The organism is Bacillus sp. (in: firmicutes) (assembly GCA_012842745.1).
Classification (GTDB): domain Bacteria; phylum Bacillota; class Bacilli; order Bacillales; family Bacillaceae_J; genus Schinkia.
Genome location: DUSF01000035.1, coordinates 250,145 through 265,072 on the forward strand (window position 1 = coordinate 250,145; position 14,928 = coordinate 265,072).

Annotated in this window: 12 protein-coding genes and 1 other annotated feature; of the genes, 6 read left to right on the forward strand and 6 right to left on the reverse strand. The window is 36.0% G+C overall.

The annotated features are described in order from the left end of the window. Nucleotides 1–56: 56 nt before the first annotated feature. Nucleotides 57–245 carry a hypothetical protein gene (locus tag GX497_06270; protein ID HHY72819.1) on the reverse strand — a complete coding sequence of 63 codons (189 nt, stop codon included), beginning with the start codon at nucleotides 243–245 and terminating at the stop codon, nucleotides 57–59. A gap of 232 nt (nucleotides 246–477) precedes the next feature. Beyond that, nucleotides 478–773, forward strand: a binding site (T-box leader). Nucleotides 774–840: 67 nt separating this feature from the next. Here GX497_06270 and GX497_06275 point away from each other — a divergent pair. Next, the gene (locus tag GX497_06275; protein ID HHY72820.1) at nucleotides 841–3,498 is read left to right on the forward strand and encodes a valine--tRNA ligase; all 2,658 of its coding nucleotides are present in this window, start codon (nucleotides 841–843) and stop codon (nucleotides 3,496–3,498) included. A 229-nt stretch (nucleotides 3,499–3,727) separates the two neighbouring features. Continuing rightward, complete coding sequence (gene ytaF, locus GX497_06280; GenBank protein ID HHY72821.1) at nucleotides 3,728–4,360, forward strand: sporulation membrane protein YtaF; 633 nt, start codon at nucleotides 3,728–3,730, stop codon at nucleotides 4,358–4,360. Between the two features lie 72 nt (nucleotides 4,361–4,432). Here the strand turns inward: ytaF and mntR are convergent, their stop codons facing one another. From mntR to GX497_06300, 4 genes are all read right to left on the reverse strand, one after another. After that, a complete protein-coding gene (gene mntR / locus GX497_06285) occupies nucleotides 4,433–4,870 on the reverse strand; it encodes a transcriptional regulator MntR (protein ID HHY72822.1) in 438 nt (145 codons plus the stop codon). 71 nt (nucleotides 4,871–4,941) lie between these two features. Continuing rightward, nucleotides 4,942–6,339, reverse strand: coding sequence for a ferrous iron transporter B (locus GX497_06290; protein ID HHY72823.1), 1,398 nt, complete (start codon nucleotides 6,337–6,339; stop codon nucleotides 4,942–4,944). 5 nt (nucleotides 6,340–6,344) lie between these two features. Continuing rightward, nucleotides 6,345–7,016 carry a GTP-binding protein gene (locus GX497_06295; protein HHY72824.1) on the reverse strand — a complete coding sequence of 224 codons (672 nt, stop codon included), beginning with the start codon at nucleotides 7,014–7,016 and terminating at the stop codon, nucleotides 6,345–6,347. Then, nucleotides 7,013–7,267, reverse strand: coding sequence for a ferrous iron transport protein A (locus GX497_06300; protein HHY72825.1), 255 nt, complete (start codon nucleotides 7,265–7,267; stop codon nucleotides 7,013–7,015). Before GX497_06300 ends, GX497_06295 begins: the two co-directional genes overlap by 4 nt. Before the next feature lie 207 nt (nucleotides 7,268–7,474). On the opposite strand from GX497_06300, the gene GX497_06305 reads away from it, so the two are divergent. The 3 genes from GX497_06305 to GX497_06315 all read left to right on the forward strand — a co-directional run bounded on the left by GX497_06305 (nucleotide 7,475) and on the right by GX497_06315 (nucleotide 11,811). Beyond that, entirely contained in the window at nucleotides 7,475–8,773 is a 1,299-nt protein-coding gene (locus GX497_06305) for a bifunctional folylpolyglutamate synthase/dihydrofolate synthase (GenBank protein HHY72826.1), read from the forward strand. 364 nt (nucleotides 8,774–9,137) lie between these two features. Next, nucleotides 9,138–11,099, forward strand: coding sequence for a VWA domain-containing protein (locus GX497_06310; protein ID HHY72827.1), 1,962 nt, complete (start codon nucleotides 9,138–9,140; stop codon nucleotides 11,097–11,099). A 337-nt stretch (nucleotides 11,100–11,436) separates the two neighbouring features. Next, nucleotides 11,437–11,811: a hypothetical protein gene (locus GX497_06315; protein HHY72828.1), complete on the forward strand. Its 375-nt coding sequence runs from the start codon at nucleotides 11,437–11,439 to the stop codon at nucleotides 11,809–11,811. Between the two features lie 195 nt (nucleotides 11,812–12,006). On the opposite strand, the gene GX497_06320 is transcribed toward GX497_06315, so the two are convergent. Further along, nucleotides 12,007–12,192: a response regulator transcription factor gene (locus tag GX497_06320; protein HHY72829.1), complete on the reverse strand. Its 186-nt coding sequence runs from the start codon at nucleotides 12,190–12,192 to the stop codon at nucleotides 12,007–12,009. A gap of 720 nt (nucleotides 12,193–12,912) precedes the next feature. Here GX497_06320 and GX497_06325 point away from each other — a divergent pair. Then, entirely contained in the window at nucleotides 12,913–14,895 is a 1,983-nt protein-coding gene (locus GX497_06325; GenBank protein HHY72830.1) for a VWA domain-containing protein, read from the forward strand. The last annotated feature ends 33 nt before the right edge of the window (nucleotides 14,896–14,928 follow it).

Below are 14,928 nucleotides of genomic sequence, written 5' to 3' on the forward strand. Positions count from 1 at the left end.
TAGATTCATTAAGATGGGAAAAGGGCTGACCCAGAAAATCTTTGGGCCAGCCCTAATTAAAGCCACTCTAAGTAAAAAGAAACCGCTAATAACACTAATAAAGAAAGCAAAATAACATCAAATGTGCTTGGTAAAAATAGCGTCCGGAGTGCCTGGAAAACGACAAGAGGTATCGTTATTTGTTCCAATACTAAAAGAAAATGGCGTGCCCAAGGCGGGAGGCGGAACCGATAAAATCTGCCCATGTTCGAACTCCTTTCATTAAATAATATAAAGGGCCGCAAAAGATTGTAGTATTATCATATGCTTTTATAGTATGATTGGTGTTTAATATTATTAATTTTTTTGTAAAATTTTCAAGTAATAATTGCGATAGTATAAAGTTTGAAAAAAATTGGCGATAATATTGACGATTTGAATTTTTTAAAGTTAATATATAATAAGTGAAATGAAAAACAACTTCAACAAAAATAAACTTAAACTGCAATGACAGGGAGGAGTACTTCGTGAACCCTTCAGAGAGAGAGATTGATTCGCTGGGAGATCTCTTAGGATGTAACGTTGGAAGGTAGCCCTTAAGCAGCTTTTCTGAAATTTCAAATTAACAGTAGGGAAAGCCGGTCACAGTCCGTTATCTGTTTTGAGTGCGTTGATATTTTTGCTGATTGGAATGTTCGTTAGAAGTGCATAACGAACATGCGCTAATTATGCCTTACAATCAATATCAATGAAAAAAGGTGGTACCACGAAGAATAGCTTCTTTCGTCCTTTTATTGGATGGAAGGAGTTTTTTGTTCTTTTTACATAATTTTCAATAAATAATTAGGAGGAGTTTTACTAATGAGTAACCAAGAAATGAATCAAGAGATTAATTTACCTACAAAATATGATCCGAAATCTGTTGAAGAGGATCGCTATGCATGGTGGATCGAAGGGAAATTCTTCGAACCAAATCCAAAATCACAAAAACAACCGTATACAATTGTAATTCCACCGCCAAATGTAACGGGAAAGCTTCATCTCGGCCATGCTTGGGATACAACGCTACAAGATATTCTTACAAGAATGAAACGGATGCAAGGCTATGATGTTCTTTGGCTTCCTGGTATGGACCATGCGGGGATAGCGACTCAAGCTAAGGTTGAGGAAAAGCTGCGTGAAGAAGGAAAGTCACGCTATGACCTTGGGCGCGAAAAATTCCTCGAAAAATCATGGGAATGGAAAGAAGAATACGCCGATTTTATTCGTGCACAATGGTCCAAGCTTGGTTTAGGCCTTGATTATACTCGTGAAAGATTTACATTGGATGAAGGTCTTTCAAAAGCCGTGCGCGAGGTGTTTGTAAAGCTTTATGAAAAAGGCCTCATTTACCGCGGTGAATACATTATTAACTGGGATCCGCAAACGAAAACAGCTCTATCTGATATTGAAGTTATTTACAAAGATGTTCAAGGTGCTTTTTACCATATGAACTATCCATTAGCAGATGGCTCAGGCTCTATCGAAGTAGCGACAACCCGCCCGGAAACAATGCTTGGTGATACAGCGGTTGCTGTCCATCCAAAGGATGAAAGATATCAGCATCTCATTGGCAAAACAGTGAAGCTGCCAATCATAGGTCGTGAAATTCCAATTGTGGCAGATGATTATGTTGATATGGAATTTGGTTCTGGTGCAGTGAAAATAACCCCTGCCCATGATCCGAATGACTTTGAACTAGGCAATCGCCATAACCTAGAGCGCGTTTTAGTCATGAACGAAGATGGAACGATGAATGAAAATGCTGGTAAATATCAAGGTATGGATCGTTTTGAATGCCGCAAGCAAATCGTCAAGGATCTTCAAGACCAAGGTGTTTTATTCAAAATTGAAGATCATCTTCATTCAGTTGGACATTCAGAGCGAAGCGGGGCCGTTGTTGAGCCGTATCTTTCAACCCAATGGTTTGTAAAAATGCAGCCCTTAGCTGATACGGCAATTGAGCTTCAACAAAACGCCGAAGGAAAGGTAAACTTTGTACCAGAGCGTTTTGAAAAAACGTATCTCCATTGGCTTGAAAACATTCGTGATTGGTGTATTTCTCGCCAGCTTTGGTGGGGCCATCGCATTCCTGCATGGTACCATAAAGAGACAGGTGAAGTTTATGTTGGCCACGAAGCACCAAGAGATGCGGAAAATTGGACTCAAGATGAAGATGTATTAGATACATGGTTTAGTTCAGCGTTATGGCCATTTTCAACCTTAGGCTGGCCAGACGAGCGAGCAGAAGATTTCAAACGTTATTATCCAACAAACTGCTTAGTAACAGGCTATGATATTATTTTCTTCTGGATATCAAGAATGATTTTCCAGGGGTTAGAATTTACTGATAAACGTCCGTTTAAAGATGTGCTTATTCATGGTCTTGTTCGTGATGCCGAAGGCCGCAAGATGAGTAAATCGCTAGGCAATGGTGTTGACCCAATGGATGTTATTGAAAAATATGGCGCCGATGCATTGCGATACTTCTTATCAACTGGAAGCTCACCAGGCCAAGACCTGCGCTTCGTTTGGGAAAAAGTTGAATCAACTTGGAACTTTGCTAATAAGATTTGGAATGCATCACGTTTTGCACTGATGAACATGAATGGAATCACGTTTAACGAGCTTGATTTAAGCGGAGAAAAATCGGTGGCTGACAAATGGATTTTAACGCGTTTAAATGAAACAATCGAATCCGTAACAAAGATGGCCGATAAATATGAGTTCGGTGAAGTTGGGCGTGTCCTTTATAACTTTATATGGGATGATGTTTGCGACTGGTATATTGAAATGGCAAAGCTGCCATTGTATGGCGAAGGCGAAGCAGCGAAAAAGACAACAAGATCTGTATTGGCCTATGTTCTCGACAATACAATGCGCCTCCTGCACCCATTCATGCCATTTATTACCGAGGAAATATGGCAGGCACTGCCGCATGAAGGTGAATCGATTACAGTTGCGAAATGGCCTGAAGTTCGCGCTGAACTAACAGACGAAGCTGCTGCCGCGGAAATGAAGCTTTTAGTAGATATCATCCGTTCAGTAAGAAACATTCGTGCTGAAGTGAATACGCCGATGAGCAAGCAAATTAAGCTCAATATTAAAGCGAAGAACGCCGATATTTTAGCAAGCTTAGAAAAAAATCGCCATTATTTAGTTCGCTTCTGTAACCCAAGTGAGCTAACAATGGCAACCGAAATCACAACAGATGAAAAAGCAATGACAGCTGTCGTAACAGGTGCAGAACTGTCCCTTCCACTTGAAGGTTTAATTAATATGGAAGAAGAAATCGCCCGCCTACAAAAAGAACTCGAAAAACTAAATGCCGAAGTAGACCGCGTTCAAAAGAAATTATGCAATGAAAAATTCATCGCAAAAGCACCAACTAATGTTGTCGCAGAAGAACGCAAAAAAGAACAAGATTACCTTGAAAAGCGGGCTACTGTAGAAGCGCGTATTCAGGAATTGAAGGGGTAACAATTAATAGCCCTAAACATTTATAAATAAGTAAATAATAAAACAGCAAATCCAATATTGGCGATTTGCTGTTTTATTTTACACTTTTACCAAAATACCCGCCCATTTTAATAAACAATCTCCGTTGCTAGGCATATAATGGTTTTTAAACTATTTTTCAAGCAGGTTAACAATAAATAAGCTTTCCTTTCATACGATATGGTAGCAACATCTTGAGAGGAGAAGATCAATGGGCCAGCTCTTAACTTTATTTATTTTGGGGCTTGCGGTCAGTCTTGACAGCTTTAGTGTAGGGCTTACGTATGGGATAAGAAAGGTTTCAATACCGTTAAAATCAATTTTCATCATATCAATTTGTACTTTTGTTGTTCTGTTACTGGCGATGGGAATAGGGACTTGGATTGAGGTGTTTGTTTCGGCCAATGCAGCAGCAACACTGGGCGGTTGTATTTTAATTGCAATCGGAATATGGCTGTTAGTGCAATTTTTTACAGCGGGAAAAAAGGGGGCAAAACAGGATAAAGAAATACTTGTTGACTTTGAAATAAAATCATTAGGCATCATCATTAAAGTATTAAAAAAGCCGATGGTAGCAGACTTGGATCAATCAGGGAATATAAGAGGAATTGAGGCTTTTATTTTAGGTTTTGCACTATCATTAGATTCCTTCGGAGCGGGGATTGGGGCTGCCTTAATTGATTTGCCGCCAATCTTATCAGCCCTCTTTATTGCTAGTGCATCCGCATTGCTTCTAATAGCGGGAATTAAAATGGGAGAGCTATTTAGAAATGTAAAGTGGATACAAAAAATTACCTTTCTTCCAGGAGTCTTGCTTATATTAATTGGATTTCTGAAAATGTAACCTTTTTTTACATTTAAAAAGGACTATCCAATCAGCCAGCCTTTTGGCTTTTGGATAGTCCTTTGCAATAAATTATTTTTTTTCGTCCAAACTCTTTTCAGACGTATAAAGCCCCTCTAAATAATCTTCATACTCCTGTTTATTCTTCTCAAGATATTGGACAAGGTCCCCAATTCTGTCAATTGAGTTCCAGCTCAAATGATGTTCAATCCCCTCAACATCATTATAAATATTCTCTTTTTTGACGCCAATAAGCTCCAAAAATTGTTCTAATAATTCGTGGCGATATAATAAGCGTTGCCCAATCTTTTTTCCTTTTGCTGTGAGAATAATGCCACGATATTTTTCATATATAAGATAATCGTCTTTATCTAATTTTTGCACCATTTTCGTCACAGAAGATGGTTGAACAGATAAATTTTCCGCAATATCCGATACTCTTGCATAACCTTTTTGGTCTATTAGTAAGTAAATTTGTTCCAAATAGTCTTCCATACTAGGTGTAGGCATTCCGATACCACCTTCAAAAAATTCAGTGTAACTATTATTATATAGGAAGACATTTGGTCTTACAACATAAACTAAACCCAACCGAATGCTCTTGCCGCTGTAGCAATCACAAAGGTTACGATAATGGCAATCGAAGTTGGAATTAAAAATGAGAGAAACGTCCATTTTTTACTCTTTGTTTCTTTGTAAATATTAAACAATGTTGTTCCACATGGATAGTGCAAGAGCGAAAACAACATCATATTTAAAGCAGTTAACCATGTCCAGCCTTGGTTAATAAAAATTTGTTTGATCTCAGACAAGTTCTCAATTTCAAGCAAAGCGCCTTGTGATAAATAGCCCATTAATAAAATCGGAATGACTATTTCATTGGCAGGTAAACCTAAAATAAATGCTGCTAAAATAAACCCATCTAATCCTAGCATTCTTGCAAAAGGGTCGAGAAACTCTACAAAATGCATAAGGATGGACGTGTCGCCAATATAAATATTTGCCAAAATCCATGTAATGATGGAAGCAGGTGCAGCAATGATGACTGCCCTTTTTAAAACAAACCAAGATTTATCAAGACTCGCTCGCACAACCGTATTCCAAACTTTCGGGCGACGATAAGGCGGCAGCTCCAATGTATAATGAGAAGGCACACCCTTTAATAATGTCTTTGATAAAAGCCACGATACAGCTAACGTTACAGCAATGCCGATTAGTACCATGCCCATAACGGTTCCAGCCGTGACAAGGGTAGCCATTCCACCGCTAAAAGTGGCTGCCATATATAACGATGCCACTAAAATTAAGATTGGCCAGCGTCCATTACATGGTACGAAATTATTCGTTAAAATCGCTAGCATTCTCTCTCGTGGGGACTCAATTATTCTTGTTGCCATAATTGCCGCAGCATTACAGCCAAAGCCCATCGCCATTGTCAGCCCTTGCTTTCCATGGGCGCCAACACCCTTAAAAAGGCGGTCAAGGTTAAATGCAACACGAGGCAAATAGCCGTAATTTTCAAGCAAGGCAAATAACGGAAAGAAAATCGCCATTGGCGGGAGCATCACACTGACAACCCATGCTGTTCCTCTGAAAAAGCCCAAAACGAACATACCGTGGAGCCAGTTAGGAGCATGGATCGCAATAAAAAATTTAGTCAACAGCTCCTCCAACCAAGCGAATCCTGCGGCAATCATTTCCGATGGAACATTAGCACCAGCAATCGTAATCCAAAAAACAATGCCAAGCATGGCAAACATAATCGGAAATCCCCAGATTGGCGAAGTTAAAATAGCATCAATTTTTTCTGTTTTCCATTTTTCCTTGTCCTTATATGCCACAACATTTTTGCATATAGTCGAACTTTCTTTATAAATGTTTTCAACGATTTCATCACGCACTTGTTCATTCATTAATGTTGCGGCATGTTTGGCAATATCAGCTAATGAATGATGCGATAAAGGAAATTGTTGGCCCATCCTACTCACATCCTTTTACTTAAGCTTTCTATTAATCTTTTATCCCCATCTAAAAGCCTCAACGCAATCCACCGTGATGGTAGTTTATTGCCAACTATTTTTTTTATTGAAGGCTCTAATTCCGCGATTTTCTTTTCTAATTCAGGCGAATAATGGATTGTATATATTTTTGTAGTGATTGCCCCATGTACAAGGTCGTGAATTGCTTTAAATAAATTGTCAAAGCCTTGCTTATTTCTTGCTGAAATTTTTACAACTGGTACATTCAGCTGTTTAGACAAGCCTTGATCATCAATTTTTATTCCTTTTTTTTCGGCCTCATCGATTAAATTCACGCAAATAATCACTTTTTTGGTCATTTCCAATACTTGTAGTGCAAGATTTAAATTCCGTTCCAATGCGGTTGCATCAACAACAACTAAGGTCACATCTGGATTTTCAAACAAAATATAATCTCTTGCCACTTCTTCATCATGAGAATTGGAATATAAGGAATACGTTCCAGGCAGGTCAATGATTTTGTAGGTGTCATCTAAATATTGGAACGCCCCTTCAGCTAGTTCAACCGTTTTGCCTGCCCAATTTCCAGTATGCTGCTTTAAGCCTGTCAGCGCATTAAAAAGGGTGCTCTTGCCAGTATTTGGATTGCCAGCTAAAGCAATTTTGTATGTGGTCACAATGCATCCTCCTTTAATTTTTTTACAAAGATATGAGAACTTTCTTCTTTTCGCAAAGCGATTGTTGTATTGTTTACACGATAAGCTGTTGGGTCACCTAATGGACTTTTTTGCAAAACATCAACATATGCACCTTTAATGAAGCCTAAATCTAACAAACGGCGACGCATCACGCCCTGAATGGATATGCTTTCAATTACAACAGCATCACCGGTTTCACATTGAGAAAGTAAAATAATATTTTCAGTCATAAAGATTAACCTCACTCAAAATAGTTATACAAGCGCTAAAAAGTTTCCTTTAGGAAAGTTTCAATTAATTGTATGCAAATTTCTAGAGAAAGTAAACTATTTTGTTTAAAAAATTTTTCGTCATTGTATGTTCGTTGACAGTGGGGAAGAATTGTTCATACAATGTGAGAAGAATATATTGCGATTAAGTAGGAGGCTTTTTTACATATGAAAACTGAATTTAACGAAGCATTGCATTGGCTGAACAACCGTCTTACATTTGGCATTAAGCCTGGATTAGAGCGCATGAGATTCATGCTTGAACAGCTTGGCAATCCAGAAAGAAGACTGAAGACCGTTCATGTTGCTGGTACAAATGGAAAAGGCTCCACGGTCAGCTTTATGCGCCATATTTTACAAGAAGCAGGCTATGTTGTTGGCACATTTACTTCACCATATATCGAAAGCTTTAATGAAAGAATTAGCGTAAACGGAGAGCCGATTTCTGATGAGGATTTTGTCGAGATTGTCAAAAAAATAAAACCAATTGTGGAGAAATGCGAAGCTTCTGATTATGGTGCTCCAACCGAATTTGAAGTATTAACCATTATCGCCCTCGTTTATTTCGCAAACTACGCCTATCCAGATATTACCCTAATGGAAACGGGCCTTGGTGGCAGATTGGATTCAACAAATGTGATTTACCCACTTGTTTCAGTCATCACAAATATCGGACAAGACCACATGAATATCCTAGGTCACACAATTGCAGAGATTGCTAAAGAAAAAGCGGGAATCATTAAATCAGGTGTCCCAGTCGTTACGGCGGTCGAAGATGAGGAAGCATTAAAGGTAATCAGTGAAACTGCAAAAGCTAAAAATGCCAAGCAGTATAGGTTAGGCGGGGAATTTAAAATAGAGGAAGCAACGCTGAGCAACGGTCGTGAAACATTTACGTTTAAATCATTTTTTAACAAATTAGAGAACCTTGAAATCTCAATGAAAGGCGCACACCAAATAAAAAACGCCGCGACAGCATTAATGACCATTGATTATTTAAGACAATATTATTCATTCGTCATTGATGAAGAACAAATAAGAAATGGTCTACGGAAAACAACTTGGAATGGGCGTTTCGAAAAAATTTCCGACGAACCGCTTATCTTTATTGACGGCGCCCATAACCCAGAAGGCATTGATTCTCTGTGCGACACAATCAACCGCTATTATCTAGATAAGAAAGTTCATATCATTTTCAGCGCTTTGAAAGATAAACTTTTAAATGAGATGATTGGCAAATTGGACAACATCGCTGATAAGCTTATTTTTACGCAATTTGAATTTCCGCGTTGTGCAGAGGCTCGGGAGCTGTTCGAATTATCAACGTCTACGAATAAACACATCGAAGCAGATTGGAAAAAAGCAATTGAGGATGAAAGGCGGGAAATTGGAACGAAGGAAGATGGAGTTTTGATTATTACGGGGTCACTTTATTTTATTTCGGAAGTACGTAGGCTTCTTCAGTAATCTCTTCTTTCTAATTTTTTACCAATTTAACCTGATTACGATATGCAGTGCAAAAAAATATTCAATTTCACAAAAGGGGCTAATCAATACGGCGATTTTTCGTCTATTGGATGGCCCTTTTTTGTTTGTTCCTTTCCGTTACCCGCATCAAATATCCCGCAAAACACGTTATTTATATATATTAACTTATTAACTGTACTTATATAAAAGGTTAACAAAGTTGTGACAAAATCTTCAAATACTTGTCATCGATAAGTTAGTTTTTTCATAGAAGTTAATACCATAATGAGTATGAGAGGAAGAAAATAATGGAACACAATTCTTTACTTGAATAGATTTTCAAAAAATTAAGGAGGAGAGATTAGTGAATTGGAAAAAGGTGTTTCATAGTCTAATAGCACTTTTATTTGTACTGACCCAATTTTGTCCAATAAGTACTAGTGCGGCATCAAGCAGTGCTTCATTGGGAATTAATGTAACACCCACAAACACAAAAGGGTATCTAATTGATAATGAAACAGGTGCAGCGGTTGCTGATATTTATGCAAATGTAATCCCTGAAGGAGTTTTCAATGGTGAGACACGCGTAAAGCCGATGGATGTAATTTTCATCGTAGATGTTTCATTTTCAATGATGGATACACTTAACTACGAATGGAAGAATGGTTGGCTATTACAAATTGTTTCAAAACTGGAGGGGGCTAGGAGAGCGTCTAATAGTTTAATTGAACAATTAAAGAAAACAACCATTGATGGCGATCGTTTTGCGTTAATCACTTACCATCAAAGCGCGGAGAAATTTACTAATTTCAACGAGTCAAATCAATCTAGAAATGACGTAAATAAACATTTAGACAAAATTAATAAAAAAATTCAAGACTCAAAAATTAAACTTTCTGGGACGAATTACTACAAGGCATTAAAAATGGCTGATGAAATGTTTGTCGATAGTAACAATACAAAATATGTTATCTTTTTAACCGATGGAAAACCAAATCACGGTCCGAATAATGTAAAGAGAGATATTAATGGAATGTATCAGCAATCAGGATGCCTCAATTGTAAAAAAGTTTATATAGAACAAGAAGATACGACAATCACGAATCATTTATTGGGACAAAGTCCATTTCTTCATCGTTCGGAATTTAAACATAATGGGAAAACATATAAATATTCCTATGAATACAATGTTTATGATTTAGCCGCATTTGATGTTGCCAATACATTTGCAGCAAAAAACGTAAATCTATATTCAATAGGATTAGGGAAATGGTACAACTCTGATAAAAAATTCTTGAATAATTTATCGAAAATCACTGGTGGCAAGTCATTTATTGCTCAAACAGCAGATGAGTTAAAAAATCAATTACTCCATATTGGAGAGGATATTAATCAAACGACGATGAGAGATATCCAACTTAAGATTAATTTGAAAAACGTATCGTTTCCAGACGGTGGACATGTTGGGATTCCAGAAGATTCCGATGCAATTATGATGAAAAGTGGAAAAGAGCATAACTTATATGTCAATATACCTGAAATTAATTACAAAGTAGGTGCAGGAACACCGCCTGCCATGAATAAGCTATTTACGTTAGAGTTTGACCAACCTGGAGCTTATACATTTAACGATGTATCACTATCATATACAAATCTAGCAGGACAAAAGCAAAATGTGCCTGCCACGGCATTTACAATAAATGTTCTAGATAATGATAGCATCGGGTTAAAATTTTTGAACCCACCATATAAGATTAATGCTTATAAAGATGAAACGATGCTCGATTTAACAACAGAGGTTGTCTTTGACCCAGAACCTGAGGAAGATGATGAAATTGAATTCCCAGAATTAACATGGTCAAGTAGTGATCCAAGTGTTGTGACAGTTGTAGATGGAATTGTTACAGCTAAGGGAATTGGTGCAACTACGATAACTGCTGAATCCGTAGATAATCCAAGTTTGAAGGCAACAGCTCCAGTGCAAGTAAACTTAAAAGCTTTGAAGTTTAAATTAGCTAGTTATGAATATAAACTTGGAAAAGAAATGTATCCGGAACTTGAAGACCCTGTATATAATTTCAATCTAAATCCAGAAGCAATCGAGTGGGAAGTAAATAGGCCAGATATTTTAACCGTTGATGATAAAGGTGTCATTGAGCAAGCAGGCTCGCAGTGTGGTTTTGTAATCGTAACGGCAAAGTTAAAAGATGATTACAAATTCAACAGTAATCCGAGTGACCCTGGATACGAAATTGTTGAAGCGAAAACTTTAATTAAAGTACCAGCAGATGCAAGTAAAATTGATGGTTCAGGAAAGGAATGGTAACCATAAAAGAATCTGATTGATTAGTAGTGCTGGCATAATCTTGGAGTTTAACATTTAGCTCAATAGTTTGCATAGAAAAATGTAGTCGAAGAAGAGCCGTTAGCTCATATTAATGTCATATAGTTTTTGTTGGTTCTTACCGTTTTTAATGTAAAAACAGTAGAACTATTACTTAATATTAAAAAAAACGTAATAAATTATGTCAAATTTCAAGGCTATGCGTGTTTTTTATCAGTAAGATTTATTACAATTATAAGTGAAGGAATATTCCAATACTCAAAATCCTTGAGATTACTATATAAAAAGCTGGGAAATTAACATGGGGTTGAAAAGAATAGTGCCTATACTATTTATAACCATACTACTCTTAGGTCAACTCTTATATCCGTTAAGCAGCAAGGCGGATTTAGGTTCGGCTTCGTTAAATGCCGATGTGAAGCCAACAAAATCAGAGTACTTAATTGATATGAATACAGGAGTAGCAAGAGCTGATATAAATGCAAATATTGTTCCAAAAGGAATACTAGATTCTAATAGTCGAAAACAGCTGGTGGACATTATTTTTATGATTGATGTATCAGGGTCAATGAATCGTGGACTAATTACAGGACTTCTTGGCAAGTTATTAGGGATTGACAAACAGGTTGAAGCGGCAAAAAAAGCTGCTCAACAATCAATTGAAAATTTTAAGAAAAAAAACGATAGATGGTGATCGAATTGGTTTACCATAATATTTTTAGCTTTTTAAAATAACCGTATATAACGACGAAATTAGTGCAATCTTGCACAATTCAATTTGCGCTAACCCGCAAATTGAATTGTCGTTATACATGGCCTATTTGGTTATTTTGATTATAAACAAAAAGAGACTTTAAATTAGCCCCTTATTGTTGCACCTAAATTCAGTTTATAAATAAAGAATCCCTTTTTCCATTCCTTTCATAATCGCTCCTACCCGCGAATATACGCCAAGTTTCTGATAAATGGATGTAAGATGGTATTCTACTGTTCGTTTACTAATATGTAGTTCTTTTGCGATTTCTTGATTACTTTTTTCTTTGGAAATAAGGCCCGAAATTCCAATTTCTGTCATGGTCAAATAGTGTTGCGTACTGTCGCACATTAAAAAATGGTGTGGGAGTAACACGTTGCCGAGGTGACTTTGCCGAATAGCATTAATTAATTTCTCAATAGGATCATCCTTTAATAAAAAGGCGTGAACACCCAATTGAAAGGCAAGTTTTAAAAACTCATTACAATATATAACTTGTAAAAATTATGATTGCTAGAGCTTTATTCCCATTAGTAATTTTATTAACTACTTTGAAATCATCCACTTTATATAAATAATTACTAATAGCTTCTAAAACGAAAGGATGATTATCAATTAGCATTAATTTAATGGTACACAAGCTATTATCTCCTTTCTTAAATTTAAAGCATCTTTCGTTAGAGGCCTTATTATGGTTTTGAACATAAATGGTTGGTATAAAAAATTATATAAAAACAAACCAAATCCACTCATATATGTATAATTATACCATCTAACGTATGTGATAAATTACTATTCACTAATCTTTCATAAAAATTGGGAATTTAGGACTAAACTATCATTGACATACTAAAAAGTTCATAATAACGAATAGTCAAAATGTTGTAACATATTTCAAAAAAACGAATTGATATAGTAATTTTGTATTTTCAAGTAATAACTTTTAGACTATAATTATTATTAATAATAAAATGTAATATTAGGTTTATCCGTTATTTTTTACAAAATATATACATAAATTTGTAGAGGAGGAGAGGAAAAATGATGAGAAAAAAGTTCGCTGTGTCACTTTTAATTGCTATTTTAATTAGTTTTACATCGTTATCTTCTTTGAATGTATCTTATGCGGATAATAAAGCAGGGCTAGATTATAAACTAGAACCAAGCAGTAAAAGCTACCTAATCGATAAGAAAACAGACGTGGCAACAGCTAATTTAAATGCAAGTATTTTTCCAAAGGGTGTTACAGGAAAACTTGATCCAAAAAGGGAAACACCAATTGATGTTGTCTTTATTTTTGATAAATCAGGTTCCATGCAATTAGATATGAAATGTTATGATCAATATAAAAACCAAAGTAAGTGTATGGATACTAATAAATTGAAGGCTGCTAAAGATGGGGCAAAAAATGCGATTGATAAATTTAAGGAAGCAGCAATAGCGGGTGATCGTTTTGCTTTCGTTCCTTTTGATGCTAGTGTTGGGAATGTAACTAATTTTAACAGCAATACATCAACAACGGAAGTAAAAAAACACCTAGAATCAATGAAGACTAGTATTGATAAAATAACGGCAAACGGTGGAACTAATTATTATCAAGCATTTTTGAAAGCTAACACTATGTTTGGATCTTCTAGTAAACCGAAGTATATTATTTTTCTGACTGATGGAAGACCAGAGGGTGGCAGTTTTTCCAAAATAAAAATTAGTGGTGAATTTTCAAAAAAAGTGAATAATACATGGTCGAAAGAGAAATATCCTGTAAATGGGGATGTGACATTGACTGTTTCAGGAAATCAGACAGTATTTACTCATAAAAATGTTACGTATTTATATGCTAATTATAATAATTTGAGCTACTCTTATGCTTACGCAGAAGCAGCAAATTTAGCTGCAAAAGATGTGAAGCTAATGTCAATTGGCTTTGGTTCTGACGGCGATGTTGACATGAATTTCTTAAATGAATTATCAAGCTTATCAGGTTCATATGCCCAAAAAGGAGAAAAGGCTGATATAAGCAAGATTTTTGAGAATTTAACAAATAAAATTAATAAGCAAGCACTTAGAAATATAAAAGTAAAGCTTAAAATTAAAGATTCAAGCTTCCCAGGTAATGTAGCTTTGCAAGATGGGGCTGTTATTGATGAACAGAATCCAAGCTATGCAGTGATAAACTTTAATGATGTGCAGTTTGAGGACAATCAGACGCCTACAGCACCAGCACCAAAATTGATGTCACTTTCTTTTGAAAAAGAAGGAACTTATAATTTTAACGACGTAATTTTAACATATGTAGACTTAACAGGAACGACACAAACAATAAAAGGTAATCCGTTTACAATTAGCATTGTGAAAAATAAGAATGTCGGAATGAAATTTAATAATGAAGATGGCTACGATATTGATGTTAGCTCTTTGCCAGCACCTATGCTTGACTTATATGAAAAACTTGAAGCAGATCCTGAGGTAGAGAATTCTGAAGTTCCTAAGAGAGAGGATCTTACTTGGTCATCAGAAGATGAGTCAGTTGCAAAGGTAAATAGCGAAGGAGTTGTTACACCATTTAGTCTCGGCGAAACACAAATTACCGTAAAAGCAACAGATTCAGAAGGCAATGAAATTCAGGCTGATACAACAGTAAAAGTAAATTTAGTGGTTGAGAAAATAGAGTTAAAGAAAAATAATTATTTATACACAGAAAAAATTGATATGTTTAAAGAGGAACTAGTGATTACACCAGAATTATCTATTTCATTTAAACTACCGCGTGAAGCCATCCTATGGGGAATAAATGTAACTGAAGATAAAAAAGTTGAATGGAGAATTACAGGTAATTTGTTCAGATTTGATAATGGTAAAATTATTAAGCAAGATAAATCTCAAGGTGGATTTGAGTTTGTAAGGGCGCAACTTAATCCTGATTATGAATTTTATAAGAACCCATCAGGTAATAATAAAGCAGAGGCACTAATGAAGGTAAATGGAAATGGCGGGGAAAAGTACCAACTTAAAGAACAATGGTAAAAATAATAGGCTGCAATTTTGCAGCCTATTATT

Coding starts and splice junctions, on each gene's coding strand:
- ytaF (HHY72821.1), top strand. CDS start 3,728: ATGGGCCAGCTCTTAACTTTATTTATTTTGGGGCTTGCGGTCAGTCTT.
- GX497_06290 (HHY72823.1), bottom strand. CDS start 6,339: ATGGGCCAACAATTTCCTTTATCGCATCATTCATTAGCTGATATTGCC.
- GX497_06270 (HHY72819.1), bottom strand. CDS start 245: ATGGGCAGATTTTATCGGTTCCGCCTCCCGCCTTGGGCACGCCATTTT.
- GX497_06325 (HHY72830.1), top strand. CDS start 12,913: ATGATGAGAAAAAAGTTCGCTGTGTCACTTTTAATTGCTATTTTAATT.
- GX497_06300 (HHY72825.1), bottom strand. CDS start 7,267: ATGACTGAAAATATTATTTTACTTTCTCAATGTGAAACCGGTGATGCT.
- GX497_06305 (HHY72826.1), top strand. CDS start 7,475: ATGAAAACTGAATTTAACGAAGCATTGCATTGGCTGAACAACCGTCTT.
- GX497_06275 (HHY72820.1), top strand. CDS start 841: ATGAGTAACCAAGAAATGAATCAAGAGATTAATTTACCTACAAAATAT.
- mntR (HHY72822.1), bottom strand. CDS start 4,870: ATGCCTACACCTAGTATGGAAGACTATTTGGAACAAATTTACTTACTA.
- GX497_06320 (HHY72829.1), bottom strand. CDS start 12,192: ATGACAGAAATTGGAATTTCGGGCCTTATTTCCAAAGAAAAAAGTAAT.